Annotated in this window: 18 protein-coding genes and 1 pseudogene; 7 read left to right on the plus strand and 12 right to left on the minus strand. The window is 63.6% G+C overall.

The genetic code is table 11. The annotated features are described in order from the left end of the window. Positions 1–7: 7 nt before the first annotated feature. Genes ACM43_RS26995 through ACM43_RS27005 form a run of 3 tightly spaced genes read right to left on the minus strand, consistent with a single transcriptional unit; the run spans position 8 to position 3157 of the window. Positions 8–934, minus strand: a complete 927-nt coding sequence (locus ACM43_RS26995) for an ABC transporter permease (RefSeq protein ID WP_036045297.1) — start codon at positions 932–934, stop codon at positions 8–10. Between the two features lies 1 nt (position 935). Beyond that, positions 936–2048, minus strand: a complete 1113-nt coding sequence (locus tag ACM43_RS27000; RefSeq protein WP_225142687.1) for an ABC transporter permease — start codon at positions 2046–2048, stop codon at positions 936–938. After that, positions 2045–3157 carry a BMP family ABC transporter substrate-binding protein gene (locus ACM43_RS27005; RefSeq protein ID WP_271544203.1) on the minus strand — a complete coding sequence of 371 codons (1113 nt, stop codon included), beginning with the start codon at positions 3155–3157 and terminating at the stop codon, positions 2045–2047. Before ACM43_RS27005 ends, ACM43_RS27000 begins: the two co-directional genes overlap by 4 nt. 397 nt (positions 3158–3554) lie before the next feature. Between ACM43_RS27005 and ACM43_RS27010 the strand changes: the two genes are divergently transcribed. After that, the gene (locus ACM43_RS27010) at positions 3555–4844 is read left to right on the plus strand and encodes an allantoate amidohydrolase (RefSeq protein WP_271544314.1); all 1290 of its coding nucleotides are present in this window, start codon (positions 3555–3557) and stop codon (positions 4842–4844) included. A 74-nt stretch (positions 4845–4918) separates the two neighbouring features. After that, the gene (locus ACM43_RS27015; protein WP_271544204.1) at positions 4919–6292 is read left to right on the plus strand and encodes a hypothetical protein; all 1374 of its coding nucleotides are present in this window, start codon (positions 4919–4921) and stop codon (positions 6290–6292) included. Positions 6293–6302: 10 nt separating this feature from the next. On the opposite strand, the pseudogene ACM43_RS27020 reads toward ACM43_RS27015, so the two are convergent. The 3 genes and pseudogenes from ACM43_RS27020 to ACM43_RS27030 form a co-directional block, all read right to left on the minus strand. After that, a pseudogene (locus tag ACM43_RS27020) lies at positions 6303–6440 on the minus strand (C4-dicarboxylate transporter DctA); the annotation flags it as partial. A gap of 38 nt (positions 6441–6478) precedes the next feature. Beyond that, positions 6479–7492: a formamidase gene (locus ACM43_RS27025; RefSeq protein ID WP_036007710.1), complete on the minus strand. Its 1014-nt coding sequence runs from the start codon at positions 7490–7492 to the stop codon at positions 6479–6481. Positions 7493–7629: 137 nt separating this feature from the next. Continuing rightward, positions 7630–7851 (minus strand): hypothetical protein, encoded by a 222-nt coding sequence (locus tag ACM43_RS27030; RefSeq protein WP_271544208.1) that lies wholly within the window; start codon positions 7849–7851, stop codon positions 7630–7632. 351 nt (positions 7852–8202) lie between these two features. Between ACM43_RS27030 and ACM43_RS27035 the strand changes: the two genes are divergently transcribed. Further along, a complete protein-coding gene (locus tag ACM43_RS27035; RefSeq protein ID WP_192893126.1) occupies positions 8203–8379 on the plus strand; it encodes a hypothetical protein in 177 nt (58 codons plus the stop codon). Positions 8380–8398: 19 nt separating this feature from the next. Here ACM43_RS27035 and ACM43_RS27040 read toward each other — a convergent pair whose 3' ends face one another. From ACM43_RS27040 to ACM43_RS27050, 3 genes are all read right to left on the minus strand, one after another. Continuing rightward, positions 8399–9778 carry a vWA domain-containing protein gene (locus ACM43_RS27040; RefSeq protein WP_271544211.1) on the minus strand — a complete coding sequence of 460 codons (1380 nt, stop codon included), beginning with the start codon at positions 9776–9778 and terminating at the stop codon, positions 8399–8401. Between the two features lie 5 nt (positions 9779–9783). Further along, complete coding sequence (locus tag ACM43_RS27045) at positions 9784–10731, minus strand: AAA family ATPase (protein WP_036007771.1); 948 nt, start codon at positions 10729–10731, stop codon at positions 9784–9786. 147 nt (positions 10732–10878) lie between these two features. Further along, positions 10879–11079 carry a hypothetical protein gene (locus ACM43_RS27050; protein WP_036007702.1) on the minus strand — a complete coding sequence of 67 codons (201 nt, stop codon included), beginning with the start codon at positions 11077–11079 and terminating at the stop codon, positions 10879–10881. A 225-nt stretch (positions 11080–11304) separates the two neighbouring features. Here ACM43_RS27050 and ACM43_RS27055 point away from each other — a divergent pair, with 225 nt between their 5' ends. Continuing rightward, positions 11305–12279: a quinone oxidoreductase family protein gene (locus ACM43_RS27055; protein WP_271544215.1), complete on the plus strand. Its 975-nt coding sequence runs from the start codon at positions 11305–11307 to the stop codon at positions 12277–12279. 84 nt (positions 12280–12363) lie between these two features. On the opposite strand, the gene ACM43_RS27060 is transcribed toward ACM43_RS27055, so the two are convergent. Next, positions 12364–12639, minus strand: a complete 276-nt coding sequence (locus ACM43_RS27060; RefSeq protein WP_271544216.1) for a hypothetical protein — start codon at positions 12637–12639, stop codon at positions 12364–12366. A 101-nt stretch (positions 12640–12740) separates the two neighbouring features. Then, positions 12741–13349 carry a S24 family peptidase gene (locus ACM43_RS27065; RefSeq protein ID WP_036045323.1) on the minus strand — a complete coding sequence of 203 codons (609 nt, stop codon included), beginning with the start codon at positions 13347–13349 and terminating at the stop codon, positions 12741–12743. A 155-nt stretch (positions 13350–13504) separates the two neighbouring features. Between ACM43_RS27065 and ACM43_RS27070 the strand changes: the two genes are divergently transcribed. Further along, the gene (locus ACM43_RS27070) at positions 13505–14041 is read left to right on the plus strand and encodes a GcrA family cell cycle regulator (protein ID WP_271544218.1); all 537 of its coding nucleotides are present in this window, start codon (positions 13505–13507) and stop codon (positions 14039–14041) included. Positions 14042–14086: 45 nt separating this feature from the next. Beyond that, positions 14087–14662, plus strand: a complete 576-nt coding sequence (locus tag ACM43_RS27075) for a hypothetical protein (protein WP_271544220.1) — start codon at positions 14087–14089, stop codon at positions 14660–14662. A 45-nt stretch (positions 14663–14707) separates the two neighbouring features. Here ACM43_RS27075 and ACM43_RS27080 read toward each other — a convergent pair whose 3' ends face one another. Then, on the minus strand, positions 14708–15064 hold the full coding sequence (locus tag ACM43_RS27080; RefSeq protein WP_157284176.1) for a hypothetical protein: 357 nt from the start codon (positions 15062–15064) through the stop codon (positions 14708–14710). Between the two features lie 567 nt (positions 15065–15631). Here ACM43_RS27080 and ACM43_RS27085 point away from each other — a divergent pair. Next, the gene (locus ACM43_RS27085; RefSeq protein WP_036007684.1) at positions 15632–15817 is read left to right on the plus strand and encodes a hypothetical protein; all 186 of its coding nucleotides are present in this window, start codon (positions 15632–15634) and stop codon (positions 15815–15817) included. Positions 15818–15950: the final 133 nt, after the last annotated feature.

A 15950-nucleotide genomic window follows, 5' to 3' on the forward strand; every position in this document is an offset into this window, starting at 1 on the left:
GTGCGTGTTACCGTGTGATCGAGAGTTCGGCGGGCGCGCCGGTCAGCGTCCGCTTCGGCGAGCAGGTGATGATCATGATCGCCAGCGTCAGGATGTAGGGCGCGGCGTTGAAGAGGTGATAGCCGGAGGTGACGCCGACCGATTGCAGCGCCGGACCCAGCGCCGCTGCGCCGCCGAAGGCGAGCGAGGCCCACAGGCAGAGCAGGGGATCCCAGCGCGCGAAGATCACGAGGGCCACGGCGGTGATGCCCTGGCCCGAGGAAAGGCCCTCGTTCCAGCTTCCGGGGTAGAACAGGGACAGAAACGAGCCGCCGATGCCCGCGAGGAAACCACCGGCCATGGTGGCGCGCAGGCGGATCAGCAGCACGGAATGGCCCATCGCGCGTGCGGCATCCGCGCTCTCGCCGGCGGTGCGGATGAGCAAGCCCCAGCGGGTGGTGCGGAAGGCCCAATAGAGGATCGGCGCCAGCGCCACGCCGATCAGGAACAGCACGTTGATGCGCAGCGCTGCCTGGACTTGCGGGATGTCGCTCCACCAGCCGAAGTCGATGGCGGGCAACCGCGGCGCTGTCGGCTCGATCAGCGGCTTGCCGAGATAGAACGCAAGGCCAGTGCCGAACAGCATCAAGGCAATGCCGACGGCAACGTCATTCACGCGCGGCAGCGAGCAGATGCCGGCATGCAGCGCACCCAGCAGCGCGCCGGTGATGCCGGCGGCAAGCACGCCGAGCCACGGAGAGCCGGTGAGATAGGAGATGCCATAGGCGCTCATCGCGCCCATCACCAGCGTGCCTTCGAGCCCGAGATTGATGCGGCCCGCACGCTCGGTGATGCATTCGCCCAGGCTCACGAACAGGAATGGGGTGGAGACGCGAATGGCGCCGCCGAGGACGGCGAGCGGGACGGTCCAGAGGCCGATCGATCCGTCTGCCATCTCAGGATTTTCCCTTCAGGAATCCGATGCGGCCGTAGAGCGCATCGCTGGCGAGCACGAAGACGAAGATGATGCCCTGCAGCACCAGCACGGACGCATCGGGCAGCCCCAAGCGGCGTTGCAGCAGGCCGCCGCTGGCGCTGATGCCACCGAGCAGGATCGCGACGGGGATGATGGCGAGCGGATTTTGCCGCGCCAGAAAGGCGACGAGAATGCCGGTGAAGCCGTAGCCAGCGGCGAGGTTGGCGTTGGTGCGTCCCTGCACGGCGGCGACCTCGACCATGCCGGCGAGGCCAGCCGCGCCGCCGGCAAGGAAGCAGACGGTCAGGATCAGCTTGTCGACGCCGAGACCGACGATCTTCGCAGCACGGATGTTGCCGCCCGCCACGCGCGCGGCGAAGCCGAACACAGTGTGATAGATCAGGATGTAGGAGGCGATCGCAGCGATCAGGCCGAACACGAGGCCCCAATGCACGTCGGTGCCAGGAATGGAGCCGATCATGTTGGCGGCGCCGATCTCGCGGGTGGACGGCTTGTTGAGGCTGGCGGGATCGCGCATCAGCCCCTCGACGAGATGGTTGAGGATCGCGAGCGCGATGTAGACGAGCAGCAGGCTCGAGATGGTCTCGTTGACGCCGCGATATTGCCGCAAGCCGCCCGCGAGCATGATCCACAGCCCGCCGCCGATCACGCCGGCGCAGACCATGGCGACCTGGACGACGAGCGGCGGCATGCCCTGAAGCGCGAGTGCGGCGCTGGTTGCCGACAATGCGCCGATCAGCAGCGCGCCTTCGCCACCGATGATGACCATGCCGAGCTGCGCCGGCAGCGCGGTACAGAGTGCGGTGAGGATCAGGGGCGCTGCGCGCGTCAGCGTGTTCTGCCAGGAGAACCAGGTGCCGAACGCGCCGTAGTACATGTAGAAATAGAGATCGAGCGGATTCTTGCCGAACATCGCGACGAAGATGCCGAACACCGCGAGCGCGCCGACCAGCGCCGCGCCCGGGATCAGGACATATTCGATCGTGCCGCCGTGACGCTGGAGGAAACCGGGATCGGCGGCCGGGGCGACTGTCCCGACCGCGTCTGTGGAATCCGCCGCTTCCGTCGTCACGAAGTGGCTCCGAGCACGCCCTCGACGAGGTAGTCCATTTTCTCCAGTTCAGGATCCTTCTGGCCGCGGTTGGTGCCGGCGGGGATCACGGTCTTGCCCTTGTTGTCGACCAGCCCACCCTTGAAGATGGCGAAGCCTTCTGACGACAGGAATTTTGCCTTGGCCTCGTCGGCCGCTTTGCGCGCTTCGGCCGAGACCGCTTCGCCATAGGGCGAGGTCTTGACGATTTCTTCCTTCAGGCCGCCGCGGTAGAAATTCGGGATGCCTTCGCCGGAGGCGATCATCTTGACGAACTTCGGATAGAGCGCTTCCCAGTTCCACTCCGCGCCGGTGAGATAGGCCTTGGGTGCCAGCGCCGACTGGTTGGTGTGATAGCCGCAGACGAAGGCGCCGCGCCGCGCCGCGTTCTCGACCATGGTCTTGGGCCCATCGACGTGGCAGGTGAGCACGTCCACGCCCTGATCGATCAGGCTGTTGGTGGCTTCGGCCTCCTTGACCGGCATCGACCAGTCGCCGGTGAAGATCACCTGCGTGGTGGCCTTTGGATTGACGGACTTGGCGCCAAGCGTGAAGGCGTTGATGTTGCGCAGCACTTGAGGGATCGGCTTGGCCGCGACAAAGCCGAGCTTGCTGCTCTTCGATGTCAGGGCGGCGACGATGCCGGAGATGTACTGAGCCTCGTCGATATAGCCGAAATAGCTGCCGGCGTTCTTGGGGTCCTTCTCGCTCCAGAGGCCGCCGCAATGCTCGAAGCGTAGCTTCGGGTACTTGTTGGCCATCTTGATCATGTGCGGATTGTAGTACCCGAACGAGGTCGGGAAGAGCAGGGTGGCGCCATCGAGATTGATCATGGACTCGATCGTCTTCTCGACCGCATCGGTCTCCGGCACCTTCTCCTCCTCGACCACCTTGAGGCCGGGAATCTTCTTCAGCGCTGCCGCGCCCTGCGCGTGCGCCTGGTTGTAGCCGTAGTCGTCGCGCGAGCCGACATAGATGAAGCCGATGGTGGTCTCGGCTGCGAAGGCCGGGCGGAGGCCCGCTGCCGCGCCGAGGGTGAGGGCCGCGCCGCCCTGCAACACATGACGTCGTGAAATCCTGCCAGAATCCATTGCTCGCTCCCCTTGGCGGATGCCCCGCCTTGATCTCACGGCTGCGCCGGCTTGGCGGAGCCGGGATCAGATGTCGCAAGCTTCGTGCCAGAGACTATGAAGCGTGCAATTCGTTATAAGTACTTGAAATAAGTATGGGATAATGTGTGCTCTGAACTTGGCGAGGAAAATGGCAGGCTAATTTCTGGGCAATATCAAAGCATTGTATGCAGCGGAGTTGAGCAGCCAGAACTTGCTCGCGCATGTGCATGATCCGCGTCGGACGGTCGGCCGGCAAGGCGCATTCATGCTAACCACGCGCTGACTGGGACGGCGCCGGAGGATGTCCGCTGGCACCGAACCTGTATCGATTGTCGTCAGGACCGCCGTGTCCTCAGAAGATGGAAAGCTCGCCGAGATGGGCGCTGGTACCGTTCACGATGCATCGCTCGGCAATGAGATCGTTCGCCGGATCAACGAGCTCGGCGCGATCTCGGAAGACCCCGAGAAGCTCACCCGCATCTTCCTCAGCAAGGAGCTGCGCAAGGCCGCGGACCTCATCATGGGGTGGATGCGCGAGGCCGGCATGAGCGCCCATCTCGATGCCATCGGCAATGTCTGCGGACGGTACGAAGGCGACCGGCCGGGCATGCCCTGCCTGATGCTCGGCTCGCATTACGACACCGTGCGCGATGCCGGCAAATGGGATGGACCGCTGGGTGTGATCACGGCGATCTCTTGCGTCGCCGATCTCAACCGCCGCGGCAAGCGCCTGCCATTTGCGATCGAGGTGATCGGCTTTGCCGACGAGGAGGGGGTGCGGTTCGCTTCGACCTTGCTCGGCAGCCGTGCGGTGGCCGGCACCTTCGATGAGAGCGTGCTGAATACGCGCGACTGCGACGGCGTGTCGATGCGCGAGGCGCTCGTGCAGTTCGGCCTCGATCCCGACCATATCGGCGCGGCCGCCCGCGCGCGGCGCGAGCTGCTTGCTTATCTCGAATTGCACATCGAGCAGGGGCCGGTGCTGGAAGCGCAGAACCTGCCCGTGGGCGTCGTCACCGCCATTGCCGGGGCGACGCGCCTTGCAGCCCGGCTCTCGGGTATGGCCGGTCACGCCGGCACCGTGCCGATGGCGCTGCGCCGTGACGCGCTCGCCGGTGCGGCCGAATGCATCAATGTGATCGAGCAATTTTGCCGCACCGACGAGGGCGGCCTCGTCGGCACCGTCGGCTACATCCAGGCGAGGCCCGGCGCGACCAACGTCATTCCGGGTGAGGTATCCTTCACCATCGACATGCGCGCGCCGACCGACATGCATCGCAAGCGCGCGGTGGCCGATGTCGTCGGCCAGATCGAGGCAATCGCCAAGCGGCGACAGCTGGCGCTTCAGCTCGACGTTACCCACGAGAACCGCACTGCGCCCTGCGCGCCCTGGCTCAAGCAGCAGATCGCGCAGGCGATCGAAGCCGAAGGCTTCTCCGTGTTCGAGCTGCCGAGCGGGGCAGGGCACGACGGCATGGCGATGATCGACATTGCCGATGTCGGTATGATCTTCGTCCGCTGCCGCGGCGGCATCAGCCATCACCCGGACGAGCATGTCGCGCTCGCCGATGCCGATGCCGGCGCGCGTGTGCTGCTGCGGGTGATCGAGAATTTCGGGCCGCGTAAGGCCGAGGCGAGCGTCACGGACCCGCAAGTCACCGGGTAGAGATACGAATCAGTCATGTTTAAGATGGTGGCCATCATCACGAGGGTCACGAGACAATCAGCCGATTGACGGACATGAACAGCGACATCTCTTTTCCATCACATCGTGAAAACCGGTTCTATCAGGGGATGGCTGCGACCTTCGTCGCCAACGCCCTTCAGGCGGTCAATTTCCTCGGTGATCGATTCCTGAGACAATCGCATCATTCGTTGTCGGCGATCGAGGACCTCTATCGGCACTCTATGGACAGCGCCTTTTCGGTGACCGAGGCCTTCCTCGTCACCGGCGCACCGCACGCCTCCGCCTATTACCCCCGCGACTTCGCCTGGTTCTATCCCGACGTTCTCGATCCTGAAACCATCATGGATGCTCAGGACGCGGTGCGACGGGTCCGTCTGCTCGAGAAGAGCGTGCGCCTGCTGCTGGAGGCGGTTCGCGCCGACGTGGTCACCACGACCATCGTACCGGCCGGGCGCGGCCGGTATCTCGGCGTGAACTATTTTTCGCGACCCTCGGATACGCTGCTCGGCATTCTCGCCGGTCTGCAGCAGATGATCTCTGCCGAGGAGAGGGCGTCGTCCTACCTTGCGATGTCGCAATGCGCGCACGCCGGCCGCTTGTTGCTGGCCGAATATGGCGGAGACCTGAAGCGCGCGATTCTGAAGCTTGCGAGCGAGCTGGAGTCCATCGACGCTGACGGCACCAGATATTTGCTGTGCGACGCCAGCGGCCCGCGCTCCGCGGCGACGGATACCCGCGCCGAGCGCCGGCGTTTCGTCACCAATGCCTGCGTCTACACGACCTTCGTGTGGGGCGTGCAGCTCGGGATCGTCGGCGAGAACGAGCTGAAGCGGCTGCTCGGGCGCGACCTCGCGCAGTACAAGAGGGATCTGCTCCGCCTCTTCGGCAAGAACGGCTACATTAGGCATTCCCTGGACGGCCCGGCGAGCTCACCGGCATCGTCGGTCGCATTGGATTTCGTCAGCGTGCACCACGGCTTCTGGGATATGAGCGAGGCGAGCGAGCGCGCGCTGTTCGCGGCCACGACGGATCTGATCATCGCCGAGCCACGGTTTCGCATTCCGAGCACGTTCCACTTCCTGGTTTCGGCGGACAACCCGCGGACCAAGATGATCCACAAGATCGCAGCTCCCGCCTATCAGGGGCGCTCCTCCTGGCCGACGTTCAACGTCGAATTTGCCGACCGCATGCTGGATTACGACGAGTTCTCGGGTGGCGATACCTATCGGGCCTGCGCGCAAGGAATCCTGAAGGACATTCGCGCCGCGACCGAACTCCACGGCGGCTATCAGGAGCTGATTTCGGAGCAGGGTCTGAAGTATCGCACCTGGGCCTATAAGGGTGCCGTGGCCCACTCGTGGTTTCCGCGCTTTCTGTCGGTCTGGAGGAGGGCCTACGGCACGCCGCTCCTCCAGTGGAACGATTGATCCGCGACCACTATCCAGCGGTCACGTCCACTACCTCGCCGCCCTTCAGCACCTTGGCCGCCTTGGCGCGGTCGAGATCGCCTTCCCAGGCTGCGACCACGACGGTTGCGACGCAATTGCCGACGAGGTTGCCGAGCGCGCAGGCAACGGTGCCAGATTGTCGCGGTTTCACCCGAGAAACCCGGGTTATTCCGCCGCCTTCGCCGTCTTGCCGAACATCCGCGTCGGGGCCGGGAAGCCGCACGAGGTGCCGTCGGTGACCTTGACCTGATTTTCCCACGGCAGTCGGAAGGTGCCGGCGACCATGTCCTGCATGAAGGTGTAGGGGCAGTCCATCGCGCCGCCCTTCACCGCGACATAACCGCGGTGCCAGAGCTGGTAGATGTTGTTTTCGACGCCCCAGTTGATGCGGGCTTCGCGCACGAGATCCGGCCGGACCTCTGCGGTGATGATCTCGTCGGCACGGCCGGTCGTACCATGCGCCAGGACCGTGCCGTCGAAATTGACGATCATGCCTTCGCCCATGGAATCGAACGAGCCGTCCGAGCCACACATGCAGACATTTGCGGTGATCATCAGATTCTGAAACGAATTGGCCTGGTTGGTGAAGCGCCAGGCTTCGCGGATCGGCGCGGTGTAGCCGGCGGTGCGGATCATAATCTCCGCGCCTTTGTAGGCGCATTCCCGTGCCATCTCCGGGAACATGCCGTCATGGCAGATGATCAGCGCGATCTTCGCGCCCTTCGGTCCCTCGATCACGGGAATGCCGATGTCGCCGGGCTCCCACGGCTCGACCGGAATCCAGGGATGAAGTTTGCGATAGTAGAGCTTGATCTCGCCATGATCGTCGATGATCAGGCCCGAGTTGTAGGGATTGCCATGCGGGTTGAACTCCATGATGGAGAAGCAGCCCCAGATCTTGTTGTCGACACAGGCCTGCTTGAAGGCTGCAACCTCCGGTCCGTCCAGCCGACACATGATCTCCGGATTGGTATCCATCGACAGGCCGTGCAGCGAGTATTCGGGGAAGACCACCAGATCCATAGTGGAGAGATTGCGGCGGGCCTTGCCGACCATCCAGACGATGCGCTCGGTCTGCCTGGCGAGATCGGCCGCGCTCACCACGCTAGGCAGCTGCAGCTGCACAAGTCCGATAACCACACCGTTGGGGGATTTGTTCAGCCCGCCAAGCCCGTTCATGATCAGCTCCCTTGCCTGTCTAGCGCAGCGTCGTTGCGCGCCGGATCTTTTGCCGCAAGAAGCAAATCCGATTTCGATGAAGAGCTAAAGGTTATTTTTCAGGCGATGGCGCAGTTACGCGGCAGCAGGCGATCTCGTCACGCCACGAGATCGAGCAGCCGGCATGAGCCGCGCACCAGCACCTTGCGTCCTGCGGATGTTATCGCAGGCACGCCGTCATTCATGACAACGAGGCCGAGCTTGGCGAGGCTTTCGACGAGATAGGCCTTCGCGAGGCGACCGTTCGACACCGGGTTGCGAAGCGCCTTTAGCGCTTCCCACTGGTCGGTCGATAGATCAAAGTCGAAATCGTTGCTCATATTGCCTCAGCCGATCGTCCGGTTCGCGTGCCCCTGTTAGCGGCGTCGCATGAAGACCATGCGACGACAATGAGTCGGGAATTCGGTCAGCTGTTTAGAACATCTCTTCACAAATTGCGGCACTTCGTTGCGCCACAAGAGTTAACATCGTTCGTGCACGAATACCGTCACGATCTCCGATCACTAATTGATGATCCGCAATTGATGTTGCGATGCGAGCTGCCGCAGTGCACGGCAAGCATCACTGTCCTATTTGGCGTCGCGATATGCACAGAAATGATGAGGCGGGAGGTTGAGGACTCTGTTACCTTGGCCCGCGGGGAATGGCTTCACATGGCAGGAGTGGAGTGCATGAACAGGCTGGTGGAAATTCGCAGTCAGGAATTCCTTTGCCGAGAGCGCGCGGCGCTCGATTCGAAGCGCCGGCCGTTCTGGCTGGCGCAGGCAGAAGAATGGGAGCAGCGCGCTCTCGACGAAATCGCGCGTCACTTTCGGGAGTGCAATCAGGCCGAGCTGAACGCCGCCTGACGGAGGTGGCTATTATTGCCTATTGGTAAGTCGCCACAATATCGGAAACAGCGCGTTCGAGCTGTTGCGCGGTGGCGCATTGGCGCACGACGCTGCAAAAAGTTGCGTAGCGCGGCATCTCGGAATCGCCAAAGCCCCAGGCGAGCCGCCCCTCGGGATTGAGCCAGACCAACCGCTTCGAACGCTCGGAGATCCGGCGCAAAATGTCGGCGCGTGGGTCGAGATTGTTGCTGCGGGCATCGCCGAGCACGATCACCGTGGTCTGCGGCGTCAGCGCGCTCATGAACTCCTTCTCGAAATCGACCAGCGAGGAGCCGTAATCCGACGAGCCGAAACCGACCTTGGACATGATCTCGGACATCGCCTCCTCCGGCGACTTCGTCTCCAGGATCTCGCTGACCTCGATCAGGTGCGAAGAGAAGGCGAAGGAGCGGACGTCGTCGACCACCTCGTGCAGCGAGTGGATCAGCAGCAGGAAGAAGTCCGAGACTTGCGCAACGGAGCCCGAGACGTCGCACAGCGCGACGATCTTCGGCCGGTCGCGATGCTTGCGCTTCCACGCCGTGAGGAAGGGCACGCCGCCCCAGGCCGCGTTGCGGCGGAGCGTTCGGCGAACGTCGAGATGGCCGCGGCGCTGGCGCTTGCGCGGCTTGGAATAGCGCTCGCGCAGCCGGCGTGCGATCTGGCGGATGAGGGCACGCATCTCGGCGACCTGGCGACGCTCGATGCGGGCAAGCGGCGCGTTGCGCAGGATCTCGTTGCGGAGGTTCTCGGCCTCCTCGCGGGCATAAAGTGCAAGCCCTTGCGAGACCGTGTCGCGCACGGCTTCGCGCAAGGCATCGAGCGCGGCGCGCAGGCGTTCGGCCAGCGACGGGTTGGTCGCGGTCAGCTGGTCGAGATCGTCGCGCAGGCGCTGGAGGCCCATGGCGTCGAGGATGCGGCTGGAGAATATGCCGCGCTGGGTGGAGTAGCGGATATCGGACAGGGAGGCCGCGCCGGAGGCGCTGGCAATCGCGGCAGCGATCGCGTTGCGATCCTGCGACAATAGCATCTGCGCCAAGGGACCCAGGCCCTGAGAAGGCTGACCGTCGCCCGCCTCGCTCGCAGAGCCGGCGGAGGGCGGCTGATCCTCACCTTGCGCAGCATCGTCTCCGCCGGCAGCCTCAGGCTGATCCTGTCGCGGCTCCGGCTGGCTGAAGAACAGATCAAAGCAGTCGCCGAGCGCGAGCTTCTCGTCCTGCGACTTGGCGAGCGTCAGCAGCAGCGCATCGCGCAGCACGGCACGATCGGAGATGCCGACCTGCGCGACGGCGCGCATCGCATCGATGCTTTCGGCCGGCGAGACGTGAACGCCAGCGCCGCGTGCCGCCCGAAAGAAGCGATGGAGATTTTCGCGCATCGGCGTCAACCGAAGACGTTGGACCGGGCCGCCTTGGCAATGAATGTCGTCACCTGCGGCGTCGCGGCCTCGATGTCGGCTTCGTATTTCAGGAGCACGTTGAGCGTGTCCTTGACGATCTCAGTATCCAGTTCGGAAGCCTGGAGCAGCACCAGCACCCGCGCCCAGTCGATGGTCTCGCTGACCGAGGGCAGCTTCTTCAGATCCAGCGAGCGGATCTCGTGGATGAAGCCGACCATCTGCCGGCGCAGCGTCTGCGAGATGCCGGGCACGCGGCTTTCGACGATGCGCTCCTCGAGCCGCTGCTCGGGAAAGCCGATATGCAGATGCAGGCAGCGTCGCTTCAGGGCATCGCCGAGGTCGCGCTCGCTGTTGGAGGTGAGGATCACCGTCGGCGGCGTGATCGCCGAGACGGTTCCGAGCTCGGGGATGGTGACCTGGAAGTCGGACAGGATTTCCAGCAGCAGCGATTCGAATTCGGCGTCCGACTTGTCGATCTCGTCGATCAGGAGCACGCAGCCGCCCGGCTGCTCAAGCGCCTGGAGCAGCGGCCGCGGCTCGACGAATTCCTTGGAGAAGAACACGTCGCCGAAATCGTGGAGCTGGTCGAGCGCGGCATGCAGCGTCTGCGCGCCGCCGAGAACCTCGCCGAGCTTGTCCTTGAGGATCTGCGTGTAGAGAAGCTGCTTGGCGTATTTCCACTCGTAGAGCGCCTTGGCCTCGTCGAGGCCCTCATAGCATTGCAGGCGGATCATCTTCATGCCGCGCCAAGCCGCAATCGCCTTGGCGAGCTCCGTCTTGCCGACGCCCGCGGGGCCCTCGACCAGGATCGGCTTCTCGATCTGCTGCGACAAATAGACGGCAGTCGCGATCTGCCGGCTCGCGATGTAGCCCTGCGCGGCGAGGCCGCTCTCCACTGCCTCGATCGAGGTCGAGGCCTTCTGATCAGCCACGAAAGGGCGCTCCCAAAGGTCTTGCTTGAGGCTTGTTCTGCCTGCGTTCCAGGCAAAGAACAAGCCACGTTTGGGAGACATCTGACCCGCGTGAACGGCGTTTTTTCCGCTAAGCGCAAATAGTTGAGCGCTTCGCTGTTGGCGCGATCAGTGCCGCAGCAACTCCGGCTTGCGGATCGTTTGCCTCAGCTCGGCGCCGCAATCGGCGCATTCATAGACGAAGTCGATCTTGGCAAGGCTCCAATGCGGCTCGACCTCGCGCACATACATCGGCAGGAACCCCATACAGGTGGGGCAATTCACTGGCGCGATTTCGACGTCCTGATGATGCTGAACGTAAGCTGGCATCTCGGCTCTCCTTCGCAGGCGACCCATCAAACCCCGCGCAAAGGCTACTCCCGGTCGCCGCGGGGCCCTCATCAACTCTTTCGAATGGAGGTGGAACGGCGGCTGTTTGTCGTTCGCTGTGACATTCTTGTTACGGCTTCTATACTGTAACGGGCGGACCAAATGCCTATTTCACAGGCCGATCCGGTGTTCGGACTTTCATTTCAACGATAAAGGAGCACGCCCATGACGCATGCCATTCGCTTTCACAAAACCGGCGGTCCGGAAGTCCTGGTCTGGGAGGAGGTCAGCGTCGGCAAACCTGGGCCCGGCGAGGCGCGCATCCGCCACACCGCGGTCGGCCTCAATTTCGTCGGAATCTATAACCGTTCCGGCCTCTATCCGGCGCAACTGCCGAGCGGGCTCGGCAGCGAGGCGGCTGGCGTCGTCGAGGAGGTCGGGCCCGGCGTCGCCGATCTGAAGCCGGGCGATCGCGTCGCTTATGGTGCCTCGCCACTCGGGGCCTATGCGGAGGCGCGGCTGATCCCCGCCGACCGGCTGCTGAAACTGCCCGACGGCGTCGACGACAAGACGGCGGCGGCGATGATGCTCAAGGGGCTCACCACGCAATATCTGATCCGCCAGACCTATCGGGTGAAGGCCGGCGATACCATCCTGCTGCATGCGGCCGCCGGCGGTGTCGGCCTGATCTTGAGCCAGTGGGCGAAGCATCTCGGCGCGACCGTGATCGGCACCGTCAGCAACGACGAGAAGGCGAAGCTGGCAAACGCGCATGGCTGCGACCATGTCATCATCTATACAAGGGAAGATTTCGTGAAGCGGGTCGACGAGATCACCGGCGGCAAGAAGGTGCCGGTGGTGTATGATTCCGTCGGCAAGGACACGTTCCTGAAATCGCTGGATTGCCTCGCTCCGCTCGGCGTCGCCGCGCTGTTCGGCCAGTCCTCCGGCGCGGTTGAGCCGCTTAATCTTGGCCTGCTCGCCCAGAAGGGCTCACTCTACGTCACGCGTCCGACGCTGTTTACCTACGCCGCCAAGCGCGAAAATCTGGTGGCGATGGCGGGCGAGCTGTTCGACGTCGTCAAGTCCGGAGCGGTCAAGATCGAGGTGCACCAGACCTACCCGCTGAAGGACGCCGCCAAGGCGCATGCCGATCTTGCGGCACGCAAGACCACGGGATCGACCGTTCTCCTGGTGTAGTGCCGACGGGGCGGTGGCGCGAGCTCCGCTGCACACTTTGCGCTAACGCGGCCCTTCAGGTCCGGATCATGCTCTAGGCCTGCGTCACATCCTCTCGTGCTTGCGCAGATCGCGGACGTGATCGAGGCGAATTGCCTGGAGATCGACGTCCTCGGGCTCGATCTGTGGGAGGGCCGCCTCGGCCAGGATGGCCTCGGTGACATCCTCGACCGAGTTCTCCACGATCTCGTGGATGAACGAGACGTTCCGATACTCACCCGAGGCGATGCGGGAAATGACCTCGCGCCGGGTGATTTCGGGATCGACGATCGCCTCGCGGCCCCGCCGTCCATAATCGATCATCACGACGAAGTATTGCATGAAACGATCCTGCCGCGCCCCGTGGACGGGACGCGGCAGATTATTTCCGAAAATCGGAATTATGTCAAGTTGTGATTTCTATTAATCAGAAGCGGCAGCCCTCATTTGCCCTTCTTGCGCGGCCGCGCCGACTTCGCGCGCAGCCGCTCAAGCTGTCCCTTGGGCATGGACAGGCAGATCTCCCCGACCCAGTCAAGCTTGACGCCGACGATCGGCTTGGCATTGAAGCTCGTGAGGTTGACCACTGAGGGAGATTTGCCCCGCTCGATGGTCTTCAGATAGCGCTCGCCCGTCTTGAGGCGGACCACGGCCTCTTCGCCGTAGAAGCTCGACAGCGGGTGGCGCTGGTCCTTGTAGACGACGATCACGTCGCCGCTTTCGTATTTGGGCAGCATCGAATCGCCCACGATCTCGAATGCGATCGTCTCTTCCATGATCGGGAAGGGCAACGCGACGTCGCCGAGACCTTCCGGCGGAACCTGTTCGTAGTCCGGCTCGATCACCGCGCCGGCTCCGACGCGGCCCATGATCGGCGCGAGATTGAGCTCGAGATATTCCATGATCGGAATTATCTCCGAGGCCTTCACCAGGCGCTCGCCGCCGAGAATCTCCGAGACCGCGCCGGGCCGCACGCCCATGGCCGCAGCCAGGCCGCCCTTGCTCTTGCCCGTCTTCTCCAGGCCCCGCTCAATCATTGCTACGTCCAGCATGGTGATTCCCTCGATTGCGCACCGTCTCGCCTCTTGTAATCCGAAATTCGGAATTGATGCAATTATGAATATCAGAAATACGGCTTGACTCTGTATTCGGAATAACGGAATGTGCGTCTCGCCTCCCGGGTGGAGGCGCATCACAGGACAGCAGCATGGAACCGGGCCATTGGCCGTCGGAGCACTCCGACGCGCTTCGCGACTATTTTCACAAAGGCATGTCTTATGCGGAGATCGGAAGACAGATAAACGCAAGGTTTGGAACGGCTTATACGCGCAGCGCGGTGGTCGGCCGCGCCAAGCGGCTCGGGCTCATCGTGCCGCAATGGATGACGAGCCCGGCGCTCGCGCCGCCCTTGCCGGGTGAACCCACCCTGCTTTCGCCGCGCCGGGTGGCGTGGCCGAGCCTCAATCTGCCGCCGAAGTCCGCCATGAAGCCTGCGGCGCGGGTGAAGTTGCGCTGTGTCGGCATCCAGCCGCGCCTGATCCAATTGGTCGAGCTCGAGCCGGCCGACTGCCGCTATCCCTATGGCGGCGACAAGGACGGTGAGGAGATCACCTTCTGCGGCCACCCGCGCCAGCCGGGCTCGAGCTATTGCGCGCCGCATGGCCGTCTGACGCGCCGTTCCGAGGCTGCGTCGGCGGCCCGTGCCGCGGGCCCGGTCGTGCTGAAGCTGGTCTCGGCGCTCTGACGGTGCCGCCCTCCGTTCAACTCTCAGTCTTGCAAGGAGATCCGAGTGGCTCGTGCCCGACGCAACAAGTCCTACAAATTGGCGCAGATCTACGACCGGCGGTCGCGGGAGGTGCCGTTCAACGCCGAGATCGCGGAGGTGGAGGTCGACAATCCGCACGCGCTCGATTCCGACGAGAAGATCCTGGCGATCCGGTCGGTCCGCGGCGATCCGCTTGGCCGGCTGCACGCGCACCATCAGATCGACGAGGCGCAATACCGCGGCGGGCGCGCCTTCCAGAACGATTGGGAGCGGGCGGAACGCGGCCCGCAGGCGGTGGATACGACGCGCGAATATGTCGATGGGACGGGCACGCGTGAGCCCGTCACCGAAAGCCAGCGCCAGGCGGTGCTGCGGCTCAACCGGATCGAACGAGAGCTCGGCACCGACGGCGCCGCGCTGGTGCACGACGTGCTGGTGCTGGGTCTGACCATGGATCAGGTTGGGCAGCGTCGTGCCGTCCGCACGCAACGCTGGAACGATTACTTCGCGCGGCGTTTTCGCGAATGCCTGGACCGGCTGGCGCTGATCTACGGCTTCGCGACGGACACGGGAACGGCGCGCGGGGGCCGACGTGGATGATTGCGGAGCGCCGGCGGTCTCGGCCGCCGGCGTCCCGCCCATTGCTTACGGGTGAGGGACGATCTGGTAGGGCGTGGTGTAGGGCTCGACGCGCAGCGAGGCATGGGCCAGCAGCCCGATCTTGGCTGTCGGTGCCTGCTGTAATTCGCCGTTGGGGCCACGATGCACGTTGTATTGCCAGACGGTGAGATCGCCCTTCTGTGCCAGCGCGTGTGCAACGGCGCTCGCATCATTGCCGCCGAGCGCCTGAAGCTCTGCCGCCGACAGTCCGACGACGATTTCGTCCTTGACGGTGACGATCTTGAACAGGTTCATCTTGGTCTCCTGCGCCCATGCGCCTTGTGTCGAAAGGGTGAGAAGCGCGATTGCGGCGCCCTTGATGAGATCGCAGCGAGAAAGCATGCCGTCGTCCTTTTTGGTGCTGAGGTGCGCCCAATCGAAGAGTTTTCAGCCATGGCGCCCGTGTCTGCGTGGCCGTGCCGCAACGGCTTGGTCGCTCGCGCGTGGACGGCGGTTCACGGGGACCGGCCGCGAGATCGACTTTCACGCGCCTAACGCAACCGCCGGGACCGATTCAACAAATGCGTGCATCTTGCTGAAGAATCGCCAATTCGTGCGCGCTAACGTGGATTTCACGTCGGAAGCACGACGAAACCCCGTGTCGATTGACAGCAAGAGGGCTGTGCGCGTGATTGATGACGCTTCTTGACGCAGGTGGGTGACGGCGATCGATATTCCTGTTATCCGGAAACGCCGTGGCGCGATGCAGACCAAGCATCGCTATACCCACGGTTGGGCTTGCCGGATGGGTTGTTGCTTGGCATAGTTGCAACCAGATGGAGGCCGTCGTTTGGACGCGGTTCAGCCTGCAACCCGGCGGGTCCCTTCGGCCTAACGTTCGTCGCCATAGTTCTGTTGCGGCGTTCGGTTCTCGAGCGGATCACGACCGATGCTTGTCATAGGTGCGAGATGAAAAACCTCAATTTCGCGGCTGAGCTGCATCTCAAGCTCGGTGTGCCTGCAGGCAGCACCGTGGAAAGTCTGCGCCTGCTGCGGGCCTTCCTGAAGCTCGCGCCGCGACAGCGCTTCGAGGTGATCAAGCTGGTCGAAGATCTCGCCACCGACGAAGCTCTTCCCGAGCACCCCTTATCCTAGAGCCCGGCCGCGCGCCCATCCTGCCCATTTTCCTGCCAGAGCAGGCTCCCCGGCATCGTTCGCCGGAGCGCTGGCGGCTGGATGGCGGTCAGGCAAATGTGGTATTCAGACGGAAAAAGGGAGGAGCGAGACC

It is taken from the genome of Bradyrhizobium sp. CCBAU 45321, from assembly GCF_028128975.1.
Classification (GTDB): Bacteria; Pseudomonadota; Alphaproteobacteria; order Rhizobiales; family Xanthobacteraceae; genus Bradyrhizobium; species Bradyrhizobium yuanmingense.

Excerpts from the sequence above, each read along its gene's own strand:
- ACM43_RS27015 (WP_271544204.1), top strand. The coding sequence starts at position 4,919 with ATGAACAGCGACATCTCTTTTCCATCACATCGTGAAAACCGGTTCTAT.
- ACM43_RS27055 (WP_271544215.1), top strand. The coding sequence starts at position 11,305 with ATGACGCATGCCATTCGCTTTCACAAAACCGGCGGTCCGGAAGTCCTG.
- ACM43_RS27035 (WP_192893126.1), top strand. The coding sequence starts at position 8,203 with ATGAACAGGCTGGTGGAAATTCGCAGTCAGGAATTCCTTTGCCGAGAG.
- ACM43_RS27050 (WP_036007702.1), bottom strand. The coding sequence starts at position 11,079 with ATGCCAGCTTACGTTCAGCATCATCAGGACGTCGAAATCGCGCCAGTG.
- ACM43_RS27030 (WP_271544208.1), bottom strand. The coding sequence starts at position 7,851 with ATGAGCAACGATTTCGACTTTGATCTATCGACCGACCAGTGGGAAGCG.
- ACM43_RS26995 (WP_036045297.1), bottom strand. The coding sequence starts at position 934 with ATGGCAGACGGATCGATCGGCCTCTGGACCGTCCCGCTCGCCGTCCTC.
- ACM43_RS27040 (WP_271544211.1), bottom strand. The coding sequence starts at position 9,778 with ATGCGCGAAAATCTCCATCGCTTCTTTCGGGCGGCACGCGGCGCTGGC.
- ACM43_RS27025 (WP_036007710.1), bottom strand. The coding sequence starts at position 7,492 with ATGAACGGGCTTGGCGGGCTGAACAAATCCCCCAACGGTGTGGTTATC.
- ACM43_RS27065 (WP_036045323.1), bottom strand. The coding sequence starts at position 13,349 with ATGCTGGACGTAGCAATGATTGAGCGGGGCCTGGAGAAGACGGGCAAG.
- ACM43_RS27080 (WP_157284176.1), bottom strand. The coding sequence starts at position 15,064 with ATGCTTTCTCGCTGCGATCTCATCAAGGGCGCCGCAATCGCGCTTCTC.
- ACM43_RS27005 (WP_271544203.1), bottom strand. The coding sequence starts at position 3,157 with ATGGATTCTGGCAGGATTTCACGACGTCATGTGTTGCAGGGCGGCGCG.
- ACM43_RS27010 (WP_271544314.1), top strand. The coding sequence starts at position 3,555 with ATGGGCGCTGGTACCGTTCACGATGCATCGCTCGGCAATGAGATCGTT.
- ACM43_RS27085 (WP_036007684.1), top strand. The coding sequence starts at position 15,632 with ATGAAAAACCTCAATTTCGCGGCTGAGCTGCATCTCAAGCTCGGTGTG.
- ACM43_RS27060 (WP_271544216.1), bottom strand. The coding sequence starts at position 12,639 with ATGCAATACTTCGTCGTGATGATCGATTATGGACGGCGGGGCCGCGAG.
- ACM43_RS27070 (WP_271544218.1), top strand. The coding sequence starts at position 13,505 with ATGGAACCGGGCCATTGGCCGTCGGAGCACTCCGACGCGCTTCGCGAC.